The following is a 16,504-nucleotide window of genomic DNA, read 5'->3' on the forward strand; positions in this document are numbered from 1 at the left end:
GTTACAGGGCTTGATTACCATAATTAAGGCCGGTATAAAAAACACTTCAATGAGACGAGATATTTTTCAAGCCATAGCTGACCCGACACGGAGAGCGATCATTGCTTTAATTGCCATACAAGCAATGACACCCAATAGTATTGCTGAGCATTTTGATACCTCAAGGCAAGCAATTTCAAAGCATCTAAGGGTTTTAACTGAATGCGAACTGGTGAAACAAGAGCACCAGGGCCGGGAAATTTATTATCAATTGGAGATTGACAAAATGAAAGAAGTAGACAAATGGCTGGAACAATTCCGGCAGATTTGGGAAACTCGCTTTCAACAACTTGATGAACTTTTATCAACTATTAAAAATAAAAAATAATGAATCACAATTTGTACTTCGACTTTATTGCGGACAAGGAAAAAAATACACTGACAATCAAACGTGAGTTCTTAGCCGACCGGCAATTGATTTGGGACTGTTACACCAAGAGTGAATTACTTGACCGATGGTTTGCCCCTAAACCGTTAACTACCAAGACCAAATCAATGGATTTTCGCGAAGGAGGGCATTGGCACTATGCAATGGTAGAGCCAAATGGCACAGAATACTGGGGTTATACAGAATATGTAAAAATTAAACCGATTGACTACTATACGTCTTTAGATGCTTTCAGTAATGCAGAAGCTGAAATAAATAAAGACCTGCCCCGTGCAGAATGGCTGGTAACTTTTACCGATAAAGGAGAAAACGCTCTGGTAGAAACTATCGTCACCTACAAATCGCTTTCAGATCTGGAGCAGGTTATCCAAATGGGTATGGAACAAGGGATGATGGCGACGTTGGAAAAATTGGATGAATTATTATTGGCCTTAAAAAAATAAAAGAATAATCCGTAGCAAATGTACGCGTGTTGCGTGTGCATTTGCTACGGTAATTAAAGACTTTTGTCTACTCCGGATCCCTAACAGAATCCCCTGATCTATTCAAAATCCCACCATACTACTTGCTTGGGTGGATCACCCAAAGTATAAGGTTCCCCGATACGCGGAACGTTTACTGGGATCCCCAGCTTTTTAGCAGCGGGCAGGAGTCTTTTTATAGGTTCGTTCCAGGGATGATCGGCTTCTACAAATTTGGCCCAGTGGATAGGCTGTAACAAACGGGCATGCAGGTCGACGGCAGCCTGGGCAGCTTGCCCAAGCCACAAATGCGTCCATGGCCAGTTTGGACTGTATTGCCCGCATTCTAGCAGCGCCAGGTCAAATGGACCATATTGCTGGCCTATTTGTTTAAAATGTGGTCCATAACCACTATCGCCACTGTAAAACAGCCGGTACTGGTCTGCTTGTATCACATAAGATGCCCAAAGTGTTTTATTTTCTTTGGTATAAGAACGATTGCTGCGGTGCTGCGCCGGCGTAGCGGTGACCCGGAGGCCACCAGGCAGAATGACCGATTGGTTCCAATTCAGTTCGATGATCTTTTTAGGATCGAATCCCCAGTATACCAGATCTGAACCCACACCCATCGGTACTATCGCTGTTTTAATATGGTCTTTCAGTTTTTTTAGAGTGCGATAATCCAGGTGGTCATAATGATCATGCGAAATGATTAGCACATCAATCGGCGGCATATCCTCTGCGTGATAATGCTTAGTGCCTGGAAATGCCGTAATCAATCCAGGAACCGGCCCGGCATGGTTGCTAAAAATAGGATCGATGAGTATATTACCTTGCCCGGTTTTGATCAGTAAAGACGAATGCCCGAACCAAACGACGATAGGTGCGGGAGCAGCCAGGGTCTTTAAATCAGTTTTAACCCATGGTAGTGCGTGAGAAGGCCTGATGGTTTCAGGGCGTCTGTGTAGCATCATACGCAGCCGGCTGCGCTTGACGGTAGAGTCGGAACGTTCAGCCAAATTTTCGAAACTGCCATTTTTGTAATTAGGTAGAGTATCCAACCGGGCAAGCTCTCCACCTTCCGGGTTTTTCCCCAGCGATCTTACCATGCCACAGCCGACCGCCTCTGTCAGCAACAACGCAGCCAGTCCCATCCTCAAACACCAGTATTTCATACCCTACAAATAACGGTTAAGGTTTACTTATTGTTTCATCAGCGCCGAAACCGGGTATAGCATGATAGTGGTATTAGCCCCGATACCGCAAGCGTCAGACTTGCGGTATCGGGGCTTTTGCATTTAATTATGCATCATATTTTAATGGCAAGATTTGCCCCTAATCCTCAACAATGGTTATTTTTGCTAAAATCACGTTTAAAAAGTATCTTGTTATTTCGCTCAATATAGTCGCCCGATATAATCAAATATGGATGATTAGACGAATACCCTGCGCTGCGGCTTCTTACAATTATTTTGTCGTTAACTTTCAGGCTATTTAACTGCTGAAAATCCTTAGGAATAAATTGCATCATGTATTCTTCGCCATCAATTCTGACTATAAGCCATTTTGGTCCTGATGATTTCGCATTTGTGCGCTGAAAAGTAACAGAGGTTACCACGGCCTCCATATTGGCAAAAGCTTTTATGTACTTCCTTATTTTATCAGCACTGGCGTGCACTTTTTTACCTTCGGGAGAAACCTCCCATTCTTTGTATTTTATACCGTCAGGAGAAGCCTCCCATTTTTTCCTGTCATCCGCCATGTGGGCTTTCCTGTCAGCAATGGACAACGGTTTTGGGGACGGCTTAGTTTCATTTTTAATTACACGATTAGCAAATACTAGTCCGCTCACCACAACCAGCGGTAAGATCAGCACATAGATGAGAATTTTTTTATTTTTCATATCCTTTCAAATTGATTCAGCTAATCTAGTTTGATATTTTTCGGGTCGAGTGGTTTGGATTGTAAATAAAAATGTAAACTTTGTAAATAAATTATAAAATAGTAGCGGAATCGTCAGCCCCGGACGGAACCGGAATGAAAATCAGGCGTCCCCACGCTGCCGCAAGCGTCCCGCTTGTGGCATTTAAACATAAGGAAATATAACAGTTGCTCAGCATGGTAACCACAAGCGGGGCGCTTGCGGGAGCAGGGGAATGAATGCAAGATGTACTGTTACCGGACACCCGGGTAATTATACCGTCCGTATTCGCACGGGTGCTTTTTAAGATGCGTTCTAATTAACTATAAAACAGTTAGCTGGGCTACTGGCATAGTAATTGTCAAGGTCGATAAGCAGATTTAGCGTACTTTTTGAAGTTCGACAAGCTCTACAACTTACAATAATCAAAATTATAATTATGTTCTCGAACTACTTAAAGATTGCTTTCCGTGTTCTTTGGCGTAACAAAGTTTATGTTATCCTTAACATAGCAGGTCTTGGCTTTGCTATTGCCTGTTGTATATTGGCTTATCTTAATTATAATTACCGGACTAATTTCGACCAAAACCATACTGGTACCGAGCGGATTTACCGGCTCAATAGTATGCGGTTGATTGAAGGGAATAAGCAGCCCTGGGGTGTTACACCACTGCCATTAGCTAAGGCCATTGAGAAAGACATATCAGGAGTAGAACGGGTTGCCCGGCTCAGTAGTGCTGCCATTGTAGTAAAGCATGAGGAGAATACATTTGATGAACATATTCATTACGCAGATAAGAGCTTATTTGATTTTTTTAAATTCCCCTTAAAAAGCGGAAGCCTGTTAGGCTTTGACCAACCTGGTCAGGTAATTATCAGCGAGGCATTTGCCGAGAAATGTTTTTCGAAAGAAAATGCTGTCGGTCGGTCCCTGACAATCATTGGTTCAGATGGCAGTCCTAAGGTGTATATGGTTGCAGCCGTGGCTCAGAAAGTTTCGGCCAATTCAAGTATTCAGTTTAACATCATCACCTCATTTGAGAACGCACCTGTTAATAAGCAAACAGCATTTAATAGCTGGAAGAACCCTGGTCTTGTTACTACATTTGTAAAATTAAAAGACAAACAGTCCGCCGAATTAATAACAGGCACTTTTAACTCCTATGTACAGATTAACAATCGTAGCAACATCGATTGGCCGGTAACAGGCTTTTTTCTCCAACCCTTCTCTGGTTTAGCTACAAGTTCGGATATTGATATGCCAGGATACGTTTACGGTAGTCAGCTTACAGTTAATCCCCGTGGTGTACTGGTCATTGTTCCGGTTATTATGTCTCTTTTTATTTTGCTGATCACTTGCTTTAATTTTACTAATATTTCGGTGGCATTTGCCAGTGGAAGGTTAAAGGAGATAGGTATCCGCAAAGTAATAGGGGGCCTCAGGAGGCAGCTGATATGGCAGTTTCTTACCGAGAATATTGTTCTTTGTCTTTTAGCATCAGCATTGGCCTTGTTTTTTGTGCGATTACTATTACCAACGGTTATTCAGCTTACCGGTATCGACCTTTCACCTGACTTTGCAAGGGACTATGGTTTTTGGCTGTTTTTAATACTTATTCCTGCTGTAAGCGCGGTCTTTTCGGGGCTGTACCCCGCAATGTATATCAGCTCATTTGAGCCGGTTAAAATTCTCAAAGGCAAAACAGCCCTGGGTTCTTCCAATCGCTTTACCCGTTTTTTATTGATCGCACAATTCAGTTTGTCGTGTTTTGCCCTGGTAGTTGGTATCGTGATGTCACAGAATGCCTCATTTCAGAAGAAAGCAGATTTTGGATATGCCATCAATGAGGTAGCTGTGGTAGAAATAAATAGTCCGCAGGAATATACCGCCTTCAGTCAGGTAGTTCAGCAATACCCCGAAATAAAAAGTGTAGCAGGATGTATGCAACAAATTGGCGACGGGACTTATACGCAAACGGTTAAAATCCAAAATGAGAAAATTCCGGTACAGGCAGCAAAAGTTGGCGGAGAAGCCTACCTCAAAACTATGGGTATCCAGTTAATTCAGGGACGCCATTTTTATAATACGGATGCTGATGCTGAGGAATCAATCCTGGTTAACCAAACCTTCGTGCAGCGGTTAGGGTTGAAACAACCACTTGGTAAGCGCATAAGCCTGGATAGTGCCAAATACACCATTGTTGGCGTTGTTAACGATTATAAAGAATATGGCTTACACGACCTGGTGCCGCCATGTGTTTTGCACATGGCTAAACCTGCCGACTATAAATTTATGGTGGTGCGGGCAGATGAAAATAAATTGATTCAGGTAAACAGGCTCCTGCAGACAGCCTGGCACCAGGTTGCCCCCAATGCTCCATACCGGGGTTATCTTCAATCAGATCTGATTGAAAAAGAGCTCAGGATGACGCAAGGTTTTAAGTCGATTGCGTTTTTCCTGGCTGTGGTTACATTGCTCCTGTCGGCATCAGGCTTGTTTGCTCAAATTGCATTAAATATCGACAAACGAAGTAAGGAAATTGGCATGCGCAAAGTACTTGGTGCTTCTGTGATGCAAATTATCGCATTAATTAACCGGGAGTTCATACGCATTATCCTGATCGCGTTTGTAATTGGCTCGGCATTGGGGTATTTGTTCACCAGTAAATTTATTTTTCAGGTGATCTATAAATATCACCCCGATGCAGGCCCGGAACCATATATCGGCACCTTGTTGATTGTTGTACTTTCCTGCATGGCCATCATTGGGACTAAGGTGTTTCAGGCAGCTAAAGAAAACCCAATAAAGAGATTGCGTGCCGAATAGGTTTTTTAGACGAGATGATCCGTATAGGTTCGAATGCTGCCCAGCTTGGGGAGAGTAAAGTATTATACCCAACAAAAAAGAGACGCATGTAATGCGTCTCTACAAAAAATCCTATCTCCTGCTGCCGCAAGCGTCCCGCTTGTGGCATTTATAAACAATGATGGAATAACAGTTGCTTAGCATGGTAACCACAAGCGGGACGCTTGCGGGAGCGGGGCGTGAGCGATGGTAGTGATTTTTACTTATTTCACCTTTTTTGCGTCATGTATGCCATTTTGATTTAATATTAGCTTTGTTATTTGACCTTTATCTCCTTTAATAAATTCGATTTCGGCATCAACAATCTTTAAAAAAAACTTACTTTCCGATTCGGGAAATATTTCAACTTTTTCTTGTCCAGTTGCTTGTACAAACAGATTACCATCCTCTTTTGATATAGTTAAAATATATCTTGGTTCAAGCTCATATTGGCCAGAATAATTTTGCAAAACAGAATCAGGAACATCAACCGTTTTGATTGTTTTAGAGTGATTTAGATATTTAAATCCGTAAACTTTGGCTATACTGTTTACAATTTCGGGAATAAGGTTTCCGCCGTTTGCTGTGTTTACCATTATTACCAGACCGTTGCCATCTTCAATACTTCCATAATACTGGCTGATAAAACCCTCATCCACTCCACCGTGCTCAAAGTATTTTGTGCTATCCGGATAGCTATCAATAAAAACACCTAAGGCTGCACTTTCATTAGCATAGGGAGTAAGCATTAAGTTTGTCATTTGCTGGCTAAGCACTTTATGCGACTTACCCATGTAAGCTAATTGTGTTTCAATGATATATTTACAAAGGTCGGTTGGATTTGTCCATAAACCTGCGGCTGCCTGTTCGGGATAGATATGATATTTTCCTTTTACCTGCTTCCCATCTGAATAGTATGCTGCGGAAACTAATTTAGGTGCTTTATCTGTTGGCGGCTGCTGATAAGTGCTGGCTGTCATTCCCAAAGGCTTCAATACATTATCATACATAAATTTTTCATAAGGTTCATGGGTAATATCCATCACTATTAGTTGTGATATTGTTATACCGCCACCCGAATATTCATACTTAAGGCCCGGTTCGTACATCGAGCGTACGGCAGGAGAATTGGCAGGCTTTTTTCCATCAAGCACCTGTAGGATTGTGGGTATGGCATCACCTTTCTCATACCCGCCAAAACCGTGTACGGTTAAGCCACCTGTATGACTTAAAAGATTAGCAATCGTTAGTTTTTTTCCTTTCGAAAGGGGGGCGTGAGGAAATTTCCAACTGCGTAGGTAAGTATTAATATCTGTGTACAGGTCGATTTTTTTATCCTGCGCCAGTTTAAGCACTCCAACACTGTTTAATGACTTGCTGATTGACCCTGCCTGGAAAAGAGTTTGAGTAGTCACCGGTATTTTTAGACTGTCATCTGCCCAGCCATATCCTTTCGCCCATTCTATTTTATAGTTATGAATAATCGCGATGCTTACTCCATGAATATGATAATAGGTCATGCGGTCTTTTAAATTGTAAGTACCATCATTTTCTGACTGTATAACTGTAGTGAGGTTATTTTCTACTTGTTGTATTTTTTCCGCTGTATCACTGATTCGGCCACAAGTGGTTAACCCCACAATGGATACTAAAGCTAAAGCGCCGGAAAAAATAGTTGATTTCATATAAGCGACGGTGATACCCACTAAAATAGGGATAGTTTTATGTAAATGCCGCCAGTTTGAAAGACTTAATTTTATCAGTTGGGTAACAAGGAATTGATAGAGGGCTTCCGCCCCGGCTTAGCGTACCCACGCTGCCGCAAGCGTCCCGCTTGTGGCATTTATAAACATGATGGAAATATAACAGTTGCTCAGCATGGTAACCACAAGCGGGACGCTTGCGGTAGCGGGGATCATTCTTTCTTTAATTAGCTATAGAAAGACCTATTTTTATGCGGATTAACAATAATTTAGAATGATTAAATCAGATCAAATAATTCATAGATTTTCTATATATGAGATTAAAAGACATACATTCAAACCATACGACTTTAAATGGACAAAGTTTCATGAAAACAATTCCGATTTTGTACACCTCTACCCGGAGATACAATTAGACGTAGAAGAAAATGAATTGATTATTTGTTCAACCGTTATTGATGCAGATAACTATAGCATATTGACCACCCGGCGAATTGTTACCAAAGAAAACGGCATTGAGGATATAGGTTATATGGCAGGCGCAACAACACATGATTATCCCTTTTATGTTGGGCATGAAAAGTTTAATTATATTTTGGGAGCCGTAGTACTGCCAAATGGGAATGCATTTAGGCATTTTATCGAAGCCGGAAAGGCTTGTGCGATGATGATATACGGCATAAGAACTTTGATTTGGTCTCAGCAACTTACAGATTCTCGGATGATAAATCTGATGAGGCTGTGGGATAAGCGAAATAAAATAGATCTAAAATAATAAGTTTTGAAATCAAACAGTACTTCTCCTAAGTAAAACCTACCTGCGTGCATGCTAACGTGTGTTTCAGTTCACCTGCTGCCGCAAGCGTCCCGCTTGTGGCATTTAAAACAATGATGGAAATAACCATTACACAGCATGATAACCACAAGCGGGAGACGCTTGCGGGAGGTAGCGGGCAGTTTATTAAAGACCTTGTTTAATCGTCTCTATAAAGTCAATTTCGAATTTCCTTGGGTCTAGCTGTATTTGGACTTCTGAAACAAAGTTGCGCTTACACTCCATTATCTGTTTTGTGACAGGTATATTTTTCTGCTGATCCATGTAGTCGATTGACTTTACTAAATCATAACAATCGACTAATACATTTAATGCCTTTACTCTAAAACCTTGATAAGCCGCAGCTTTGTATTGGCCATGCCCGTCAATTTCGGTGTTCGGCAGAAAAAATCGTCCTTTATCAATCTCGGCGGATAAAGCGATTAATAAGTTGTGCCGCTGGTTGTAAAACTGCGAATCCTTTTTGGGATCAAGTAAACAAAGGTGACCAGCTGTAGACATTAAATCTATGGTGTTGTTTGCCCACTTCTTTAATTCTGCATTATAATCTTTCAATAACTTAAAATGCTCTATCTTCTTTTTCAGTTTCTCATTTTGGTAATTGATAAAGAAAACAGATAATGTCCAAATTGCGCCAATAATTGTAAAAATAACAGGAAGAATACTTCCTTCTACTGGATCAGTAGTACTCGCTAATAATATCATGGTTATTGTCTTTAATATTCCACTCCCGTCGTCACGGTTAATATCCTGTTGCCGCTGTTCGCCTTCGTTTTTCATTCGGCTCATGGTCTGCCTGACCTTGTGTTCCTTTTGCCCGCTTCTATCCTAAGCTACCGCAAGCAGGACGCTTGAAGTAGCGGAGAGAATAAAAATTTAGACTTCAACTTTTTCATAGTGATTAGCCAAATCGCTGATCAGAGAAAATCCTTGGTCTGTTAGATTATTTTTATTATCTATGATGTTATTCCAATATAATGCTGGAGCGATGCCTGGTATAATGCTTTCATTTATGCCCTCATTTATTAAATCGGACATAGTTTGTTGATCAATGCCCCTTAGCTTATCCGGCCCTATAGGAAGTAAAATTAATTCTTTAATATGTTCTATAAAATCTGGCTTTAGTTTTTTACTACTGCTGCCGATTCCGCCATCAACCAAATGTTTAGAAGGATCGAAATCGATTCCTGTAAGCTTTAATTCATATTTTTTTATTCCAAAATCAGCACGATTGCAATCTGCGCTTTTGGCAGTATGAAGTAATGCTTTAATCCAAACCTTGTTTATTGTAAACGGTGACCCACCACCGGTAGTGATGGTTAAAGATTCGTCACCCTGATCCGTGAAACTGAACTCTGGGGGTAGAGCCCCTTCATGAACGATGTTGCATCGATAAAATTTATACAGTATTTCGGCCATGCTATAACCTTTTCCATCAACTTCCAATTTCGGCTTTAAACCTTTCCAATTATCAGTTAAAAAAGTTTGAAAAGCTTCCTTATCGTTCATCCGCCCAGGCGGGGTAGCAATGGAAGCTGTACCGCTCGGGTACGTTTTTCGCGAGGAGGCGCCAATTACAACCATGCTCAATGCAAGAGCGCCATAATAGTGTTGATGCAGGTAAAGAAACTCTGCATCAGTTATTAACTGTTTGATATTCATATTGTTAAGGTTTAGTATAATACGAAGGTATTTAAAAGAACTGAAATTATTGCCTATTCAAACAATAATTTCAGTTAATAATAGATTGATGATGTTTATGTGCCCCCCGCCAGTTTAAGCATCTGCGCTTGAGCTTTTGATAGGTGAGTGTCGACGCTCACCATTTTGTGTTTAAGCGTGGACGCTTAAACTGGCGAAGTTTTAAGACTTACGAAGTTTTCAAAACTTCGTAAGTCTGCCTACGCTAAAACAAAAAAGAGACGCATACAATGCGTCTCTTCAAAAATTATATCAATCCTAAAATCCTTAAATCAAGGTTCAAACCTATTCAAACCAGGCCATAACCACTTCTTTGGTTGGCATGGTAATATCCAGCTTTAATTTTTTGCGCATACCACCCAGGTCATTGAAAACCTTGTTGGGGTTGCCGGCTTTGAGTTCTTCAACAGTGTTGAAGCCCATTTTATTCAGTACGGGTACCCATTCGGCGGGTACGCCTATGTTTACAAAATCTTCGGCGGTGGCTACTTTCGCTTTTTTCTCGGGGCGCATCTGCGGGAAGAACAATACTTCCTGTATAGTGCTCTGGTTGGTCATCAGCATCACCAAACGGTCGATACCTATACCCAGTCCCGATGTTGGCGGCATACCATATTCCAGGGCGCGTAAAAAATCGTCGTCCATAGCCATCGCTTCGTCGTCGCCTCTGCCAGCCAATATCAATTGCTCTTCTAAGCGCTCACGCTGATCGATAGGGTCGTTCAATTCCGAGTAGGCATTAGCTATCTCCTTGCCATTTACAAACAGCTCAAAACGCTCCACAAGGCCATCCTTGCTGCGATGCTTTTTGGCCAGCGGGGTCATCTCGATAGGGTAGTCGGTAATATAGGTTGGCTGGATCAGGTTGGCTTCTACTTTGGCGCTGAAGATCTCGTCGATCAGTTTGCCTTTACCCATAGTGGGGTTAACTTCTATTTTAAGTTCGGCACAGGTTTGACGCAAAGCAGCTTCGTCCATGGCCGATACATCGATACCGGTATATTTCAGGATCGAATCATACATCGACAGTTTCTCATACGGACCCGCAAAGTTGATCTCGTTTTTACCTACCTGTACCACCGGGATGCCATGCACGGCACGGGCCACGGTTTCCAGGCATTCCTCTACCATTTTCATCATCCATATATAGTCTTTATAGGCTACATAGATCTCCATAGCGGTAAACTCCGGGTTATGGGTGCGGTCCATGCCCTCGTTACGGAACATTTTACCAAACTCATACACACCATCGAAACCGGCTACGATCAAGCGTTTCAGGTATAGCTCATTAGCGATACGCAAAAACAGCGGCATATCCAGCGTGTTGTGATGTGTAGCGAAGGGACGTGCCGCCGCGCCGCCATGCACCGGCTGCAGTATAGGGGTTTCTACCTCCATCCAGCCCTGCTCGTTAAAATAACCACGCATAGCGCTGATGACTTTAGAGCGACTAATAAAAATGTTTTTGTATTCGGGGTTAACCGTTAAATCCACATAACGCTGGCGGTAACGCAGTTCCGGATCGGTAAAACCATCATGTATGGTACCGTCATCCTCGCGTTTTACAACCGGCAGTGGTTTAAGCGATTTGGAAAGAACGATCAGTTCACGAACGTGAACCGAGATCTCGCCGGTTTGGGTTAAAAATACATAACCTTTAACACCAACATAATCGCCAATGTCAAGCAGTTTTTTAAATACGGTATTGTACAGGGTTTTATCCTCATCCGGACAAATATCATCGCGTTTCAGATATATCTGTACGCGACCGGTTGAATCCTGGATCTCGGCGAATGACGCGCTACCCATGATACGACGGGTCATGATACGGCCGGCAATTACTACATTTTGGTAGGCCTCGGGTTTATCCTTAAAGTTATCGGTAATATCCTGTGCCCAGGCGTTAACATCAAAAGCTTCGGCAGGGTATGGGTTAATACCCAATGCCCTTAATTGTTGTAAAGATTCGCGGCGTATAATTTCCTGTTCGGATAGTGCAATACTCATGCTATAAACGGTATTTTAAATAATTTGCAAAAATAGCGTTTTTAATGAGTTTGATGGTGAGTTTTTTTATTGCGGATGAAAGAGGGGGCTCTTTTTCTTCACGCGTCATTGCGAGGTACGAAGCAATCTCTACATATACAGGGCGACCATGCCTATTTTCTCTGTACAGCATAGAGATTGCTTCGTACCTCGCAATGACGCCATTTATTAATGTAACACGAAGAGAAGGGCGGCGAGCGCAGCGGTCAGCATCGTGTGCCGATGGGGTTGCCATTCTCCCTATATTTTTGTACCTTTATATATACAGCAGCCCGGTTCTCTTTTTATCAGAGAACCGGGCTGTTTGGTTAAGAGAAAACAAGACCAAAAATTGACCAATTTTATGTTAATTTACTGTAAATCAATAATTTAATACTTTTTAAAGTTTAAAAAACTCCTCAAAACTGTGTTAAAATTTGTTAAAAAGTGTTAAAATGAGGTTTTTTTGAGCGGTTTTGACCTGTTTTTATGCTGTTTTTGATGAGAAAAGTGTTAAAATTAAAGGTTTAAAAAGTTTTTGAACTCCGTATTTTAACATTTGAAAAACCTAATATAATGATGATGAAAAAATTGGCTCCTGTATTCCTTTTTTTAGTAGCGCTTTCGGGCAGGGCGTTTAGCCAGGATGCTCCGGGTTTGTATGATGCCGGTACCAAACCACAACTGGTATCCAAACAATTCTCCTTTACCGAAGGCCCCGCTGTAGATAAGCAGGGCAATATATTTTTTACCGATCAGCCCAATAACAAGATCTGGAAGTATGATACCGATGGTAAGCTGTCGGTTTTTCTGGATAGCGCGGGCCGCTCCAACGGGATGTATTTTGATAAAAAGGGCAACCTCATCAGCTGTGCCGATGCTAAGGATGAGCTATGGTCTATCAGCCCAAAAGGTAAAGTTATCGTTCTGCTGAAGGATTATGAAGGGCATCTATTTAATGGCCCGAACGATGTTTGGATACACCCCAATGGCGGAATGTACATCACCGATCCTTACTATCAACGTGATTACTGGACCCGCAAAAAGCCTGACCTGGATGGACAAAAATTGTACTACCTGGCCAAAGGAAAACATAAAGCGGTTATTGTAGATGATAAATTTGTACGCCCCAACGGTATTGTAGGTACACCTGATGGCAAAACATTATATGTAGCTGATATCGGTGATAGCAAGATCTATAAATATGATATTAACAAAGATGGCTCACTGAGTAACCGTACCCAGTTTTTTGCCCAGGGATCCGATGGGATGGCCATTGATGAGCGCGGAAACATTTACTTATGCGGCAAAGGTGTTACCATTGTAAACCCCCAGGGCGAAAAAATAGGGCATATTGATATTGATGAGCCATGGTCGGCCAATGTATGTTTTGGTGGCAAAAACAAGGATGTTCTGTTCATCACCGCTTCAAAAGCAGTGTATACCATGCAGATGAAAGTGAAGGGCTTTGATTAAGATGCTTGTTGCTGTATAATTTGTTTTAGAAATGTATAGAAACAAGAAGCGCCCCTGATGGGCAGGGGCGCGTTCTAACCAATTATAAACCTAAATTATGAGAAGAGTTGCAAGGGAGGAGTCGAACCATCGTTTGCTGCCTGTCAGCTCCTTACAATAACTATGGTACAAATATACAAAGTATGTTTTATATTGCAATAGTTTCAATGATAATATTTATGTGTTAACAATTTGTTAATCATATGATACTTGGAGTATGATATTAATAATCAAATAAGTGTACTTTTTACAGCTAAACGCTGAATATCAATTAGATTTATCATGTAGTGTATGTTAATAATTACCCCTGCATTGATGGGATTTTGTAAATTGAACATGATTTTTGTACCTGGTTTGCAAATTAAATTGCTTTTCGCTGACAAAAAAGGATCAAAAAAACGAAACATTTCTTTACAAAGAGCGTAGGCCGGGACATTTCGGACAGGTAAATAAAAAAGCTGCTCCAAACAGGAACAGCTTTCAGAATTTTTATTTGATCGTATTAAATTATTGCTTTGGAGCAGCGTCGGCCGCATTAGCCGCTTTTTTCTGATCATGTTTTGCTTTTTTAGCAGCTTTCAGATCGGCAAATGCCTTTTTCTGATCGGCGGTTAAAAGGGCATTCAATTTTTGATCTGTTTGGGCTTGTATTGCTTTATGAGCGGCTTTGTTGGTTTTTTTATTAGTCTTATGCGCTTTTAAACTATCTACGCGTGTAGCCTCAGTTAAAAATAAGGCGTTCACCTGCTTGGTTTGATTTGCAGTTAGTTTTAGTTTCTTTTGCAGGTTTTGCGTTTTGTGCGCCGCCTTTTGAGCAGGCGTTTTAGCGGTTTGTTGCTGGGCATTGGCCAATACGTTTAAGCTGGTTACTAAGGCTATGATTAGAATTAATTTTTTCATTATCTTTTTTTATGAATGGTTTGTTAGGTATGACAAACGGAGGCTCGTTTGGTTTAACAAATATAAAATGAATGTAAGTAACAGAGACTTAACATAAAAAACTCAAATTTATAGTTAAACCAAAGTGTCATATTAAAGTCAAAGCATCTATAAATTCATGATCCTGCGCAAATGATCATCTATGAAAAAGACCATAAAGTACCTCTGCTGTATCACGTTGTTGATTTTGGGAACAGTATCGCTTTCCTCGTTTTTTGTTGCACATAATCATAATTCGCCTTTCAGATGGAAGTTTCCTTACCGGCAACAAGGCTTAACGGAAAGACAGGCAGCAGCACATTTACTAAACCGCTTCACCTATGGAGCCACGCCTGGCGAAATTGATGAGGTTGTAAAAACAGGCCTGGAAAGCTGGTTTAAACAGCAAATGGATGCCGATCTTCCGGATGATTCTCTTAACCGCCTATTAGCGCCATATGATGCCCTTAAGCTGAGTAATACACAGGTGGTTAATGAGTTTCCGAAAAATGCGCAGGTACTGCGTATGGCTATAAGTGCTGGCGTAGTGAATAAAGACTCTGTGAAAACTGATCAGAAAGCTTACCGCGATGTGCTGCAAAATTATATGCAGCAAAATGGTATGAAACCAGAGCAGGAACTTTTCAGGCAGTTTATCAACCAAAAGATATTGCGTGCCGCTTATACCAATAACCAGTTGCGGGAGGTAATGACCAGCTTTTGGTTCAACCATTTTAATGTATCCATCACCAAAAACGATTGCGCGCAATTTATACCAGCCTATGAGCGCGATGTGATCCGCCCTAATGCTCTGGGTAAATTCAATGATATTTTGCTGGCTACCGCCAAATCACCGGCTATGTTGTATTACCTGGATAACTTTACGAGTTCGGCTCCTAACAGTGATGTACCGGCAGCAAAAAAGCTGATCCGTGCCGCGCAGATGCAAAATATGCCCGGTCAGATGGTGGATAGCGGCAGGCGTGCTGCGCTGATGAATAAATTACAGAAAGCAAAAAATACGCAGGGGCTAAATGAGAATTATGCCCGTGAGGTGATGGAACTGCACACGCTCGGCGTAGATGGAGGATACACTCAACAGGATGTAACCCAGGCGGCCAAAGTATTAACCGGCTGGACAATTTACCCCATAGGGCAATACGGTAAGCTGGGGAAAAATATAATGGATAAAATAGGTGCCGATCGTTTGGAAAAACGAGGCTTTGTTCGCGATAGCGATTTCTTATTTAATGCCAATCGTCACGATAAAACAGAGAAGATGGTTTTAGGCAAGCATTTTGGCCCGGATGAAGGATATCAGGAAGGGGTACAGTTATTATCTATGCTGGCACATAGTCCGGCTACAGCAAAATTCATCAGTCGCAAAATAGCCGTGCGTTTTGTGAGCGACAATCCACCGCAAAGCCTGATAGATAAAATGGCCAAAACATTCCTGGCTAAGGATGGTGATATTAAACAGGTACTCATTACCATGGTAAGCGCGCCCGAATTCTGGAATTCATCAGCCTTGCGCGAAAAAACAAAATCGCCTTTTGAACTGGCTATAGGCTCTGTACGCAGTCTGCACGCTAATATTGAACAACCGTATCAACTGTATAACTGGATCAATAAAATGGGCGAGCGGGTGTATTATTACCAGGCCCCAACCGGTTTCCCGGATAAGGGACAATACTGGATCAATACCGGTGCACTGCTTAATCGTATGAATTTTGGCCTGGCTTTGGCTACCGGCCGTATACCCGGTGTAAAGATAGATCTGGCCGCGCTAAACAATCATCATGAACCCGAGAGTGCGCAGGCTGCGTTAACGATCTACAGCAAATTGATCATGCCGGAGCGTAAGCTCGACGAAACCATCAAACGCCTTACGCCACTACTTACCGACCCGAACCTGGCACAAAGAGTTGATGAAGCAAGTTCCAACAAACTTTATGTAAAAGAAGGGCAGCCTGCCAGTATGACCATGACCGCTCCGGAGAAGATGATGGCCGATAATAAATTGGCTGCACAAGGTAAGCGGTCAAATAATGTAACAGCCATGCAAAATACTGGTGGCAATAACTCCATGCTGGGGCAGGTAGTAGGAGTGATTATCGGTTCACCTGAATATCAACGACGTTAATCTATAAAAA

14 protein-coding genes are annotated in these 16,504 nt (G+C 41.8%); 6 read left to right on the forward strand and 8 right to left on the reverse strand.

The window, feature by feature from the left end; translation table 11 throughout:
- The first annotated feature begins 49 nt into the window (after window positions 1–49).
- Together BLR84_RS05705 and BLR84_RS05710 are read left to right on the forward strand one after the other, a co-directional pair.
- Window positions 50–367, forward strand: a complete 318-nt coding sequence (locus BLR84_RS05705; protein WP_090465545.1) for an ArsR/SmtB family transcription factor — start codon at window positions 50–52, stop codon at window positions 365–367.
- Window positions 367–870 (forward strand): SRPBCC family protein, encoded by a 504-nt coding sequence (locus BLR84_RS05710; RefSeq protein WP_090465548.1) that lies wholly within the window; start codon window positions 367–369, stop codon window positions 868–870. Before BLR84_RS05705 ends, BLR84_RS05710 begins: the two co-directional genes overlap by 1 nt.
- A 98-nt stretch (window positions 871–968) precedes the next feature.
- Here BLR84_RS05710 and BLR84_RS05715 read toward each other — a convergent pair whose 3' ends face one another.
- Window positions 969–2,063 carry an MBL fold metallo-hydrolase gene (locus BLR84_RS05715; protein WP_218128210.1) on the reverse strand — a complete coding sequence of 365 codons (1,095 nt, stop codon included), beginning with the start codon at window positions 2,061–2,063 and terminating at the stop codon, window positions 969–971.
- Window positions 2,064–2,230: 167 nt separating this feature from the next.
- Window positions 2,231–2,791, reverse strand: a complete 561-nt coding sequence (locus tag BLR84_RS05720) for a hypothetical protein (protein ID WP_090465551.1) — start codon at window positions 2,789–2,791, stop codon at window positions 2,231–2,233.
- A 457-nt stretch (window positions 2,792–3,248) separates the two neighbouring features.
- On the opposite strand from BLR84_RS05720, the gene BLR84_RS05725 reads away from it, so the two are divergent.
- Window positions 3,249–5,636 (forward strand): ABC transporter permease, encoded by a 2,388-nt coding sequence (locus BLR84_RS05725; protein WP_090465554.1) that lies wholly within the window; start codon window positions 3,249–3,251, stop codon window positions 5,634–5,636.
- Between the two features lie 242 nt (window positions 5,637–5,878).
- On the opposite strand, the gene BLR84_RS05730 is transcribed toward BLR84_RS05725, so the two are convergent.
- Window positions 5,879–7,339: a serine hydrolase gene (locus BLR84_RS05730; protein ID WP_090465557.1), complete on the reverse strand. Its 1,461-nt coding sequence runs from the start codon at window positions 7,337–7,339 to the stop codon at window positions 5,879–5,881.
- Window positions 7,340–7,631: 292 nt separating this feature from the next.
- Between BLR84_RS05730 and BLR84_RS05735 the strand changes: the two genes are divergently transcribed.
- Complete coding sequence (locus tag BLR84_RS05735; RefSeq protein WP_090465560.1) at window positions 7,632–8,132, forward strand: hypothetical protein; 501 nt, start codon at window positions 7,632–7,634, stop codon at window positions 8,130–8,132.
- Window positions 8,133–8,318: 186 nt separating this feature from the next.
- Here BLR84_RS05735 and BLR84_RS05740 read toward each other — a convergent pair whose 3' ends face one another.
- From BLR84_RS05740 to BLR84_RS29625, 4 genes are all read right to left on the reverse strand, one after another.
- Window positions 8,319–8,972 carry a hypothetical protein gene (locus tag BLR84_RS05740; RefSeq protein ID WP_143013835.1) on the reverse strand — a complete coding sequence of 218 codons (654 nt, stop codon included), beginning with the start codon at window positions 8,970–8,972 and terminating at the stop codon, window positions 8,319–8,321.
- Window positions 8,973–9,068: 96 nt separating this feature from the next.
- A complete protein-coding gene (locus BLR84_RS05745; protein WP_090465565.1) occupies window positions 9,069–9,854 on the reverse strand; it encodes a hypothetical protein in 786 nt (261 codons plus the stop codon).
- 324 nt (window positions 9,855–10,178) lie between these two features.
- Window positions 10,179–11,900 (reverse strand): lysine--tRNA ligase, encoded by a 1,722-nt coding sequence (lysS, locus tag BLR84_RS05750; RefSeq protein ID WP_090465567.1) that lies wholly within the window; start codon window positions 11,898–11,900, stop codon window positions 10,179–10,181.
- A 1-nt stretch (window position 11,901) separates the two neighbouring features.
- A complete protein-coding gene (locus BLR84_RS29625) occupies window positions 11,902–12,174 on the reverse strand; it encodes a hypothetical protein (protein WP_143013836.1) in 273 nt (90 codons plus the stop codon).
- Window positions 12,175–12,494: 320 nt separating this feature from the next.
- Here BLR84_RS29625 and BLR84_RS05755 point away from each other — a divergent pair, with 320 nt between their 5' ends.
- Window positions 12,495–13,394 carry an SMP-30/gluconolactonase/LRE family protein gene (locus BLR84_RS05755; RefSeq protein WP_090465571.1) on the forward strand — a complete coding sequence of 300 codons (900 nt, stop codon included), beginning with the start codon at window positions 12,495–12,497 and terminating at the stop codon, window positions 13,392–13,394.
- 546 nt (window positions 13,395–13,940) lie between these two features.
- Here the strand turns inward: BLR84_RS05755 and BLR84_RS05760 are convergent.
- Complete coding sequence (locus BLR84_RS05760; protein WP_090465574.1) at window positions 13,941–14,333, reverse strand: hypothetical protein; 393 nt, start codon at window positions 14,331–14,333, stop codon at window positions 13,941–13,943.
- Window positions 14,334–14,514: 181 nt separating this feature from the next.
- On the opposite strand from BLR84_RS05760, the gene BLR84_RS05765 reads away from it, so the two are divergent.
- A complete protein-coding gene (locus BLR84_RS05765) occupies window positions 14,515–16,494 on the forward strand; it encodes a DUF1800 domain-containing protein (RefSeq protein ID WP_090465577.1) in 1,980 nt (659 codons plus the stop codon).
- Window positions 16,495–16,504 lie beyond the last annotated feature (10 nt).

It is taken from the genome of Mucilaginibacter sp. OK268 (genome assembly GCF_900103125.1).
GTDB lineage: Bacteria > Bacteroidota > Bacteroidia > Sphingobacteriales > Sphingobacteriaceae > Mucilaginibacter.

What these genes read in the sequence shown, in the direction of transcription:
- BLR84_RS05720 (WP_090465551.1), bottom strand. Translation starts at nt 2,791, where the DNA reads ATGAAAAATAAAAAAATTCTCATCTATGTGCTGATCTTACCGCTGGTT.
- BLR84_RS05765 (WP_090465577.1), top strand. Translation starts at nt 14,515, where the DNA reads ATGAAAAAGACCATAAAGTACCTCTGCTGTATCACGTTGTTGATTTTG.
- BLR84_RS05730 (WP_090465557.1), bottom strand. Translation starts at nt 7,339, where the DNA reads ATGAAATCAACTATTTTTTCCGGCGCTTTAGCTTTAGTATCCATTGTG.
- BLR84_RS05760 (WP_090465574.1), bottom strand. Translation starts at nt 14,333, where the DNA reads ATGAAAAAATTAATTCTAATCATAGCCTTAGTAACCAGCTTAAACGTA.
- BLR84_RS05705 (WP_090465545.1), top strand. Translation starts at nt 50, where the DNA reads ATGAGACGAGATATTTTTCAAGCCATAGCTGACCCGACACGGAGAGCG.
- BLR84_RS05710 (WP_090465548.1), top strand. Translation starts at nt 367, where the DNA reads ATGAATCACAATTTGTACTTCGACTTTATTGCGGACAAGGAAAAAAAT.
- BLR84_RS05740 (WP_143013835.1), bottom strand. Translation starts at nt 8,972, where the DNA reads ATGAAAAACGAAGGCGAACAGCGGCAACAGGATATTAACCGTGACGAC.
- BLR84_RS05755 (WP_090465571.1), top strand. Translation starts at nt 12,495, where the DNA reads ATGATGATGAAAAAATTGGCTCCTGTATTCCTTTTTTTAGTAGCGCTT.
- BLR84_RS05715 (WP_218128210.1), bottom strand. Translation starts at nt 2,063, where the DNA reads ATGAAATACTGGTGTTTGAGGATGGGACTGGCTGCGTTGTTGCTGACA.
- BLR84_RS05725 (WP_090465554.1), top strand. Translation starts at nt 3,249, where the DNA reads ATGTTCTCGAACTACTTAAAGATTGCTTTCCGTGTTCTTTGGCGTAAC.
- BLR84_RS05735 (WP_090465560.1), top strand. Translation starts at nt 7,632, where the DNA reads ATGATTAAATCAGATCAAATAATTCATAGATTTTCTATATATGAGATT.
- BLR84_RS29625 (WP_143013836.1), bottom strand. Translation starts at nt 12,174, where the DNA reads ATGGCAACCCCATCGGCACACGATGCTGACCGCTGCGCTCGCCGCCCT.
- BLR84_RS05745 (WP_090465565.1), bottom strand. Translation starts at nt 9,854, where the DNA reads ATGAATATCAAACAGTTAATAACTGATGCAGAGTTTCTTTACCTGCAT.
- lysS (WP_090465567.1), bottom strand. Translation starts at nt 11,900, where the DNA reads ATGAGTATTGCACTATCCGAACAGGAAATTATACGCCGCGAATCTTTA.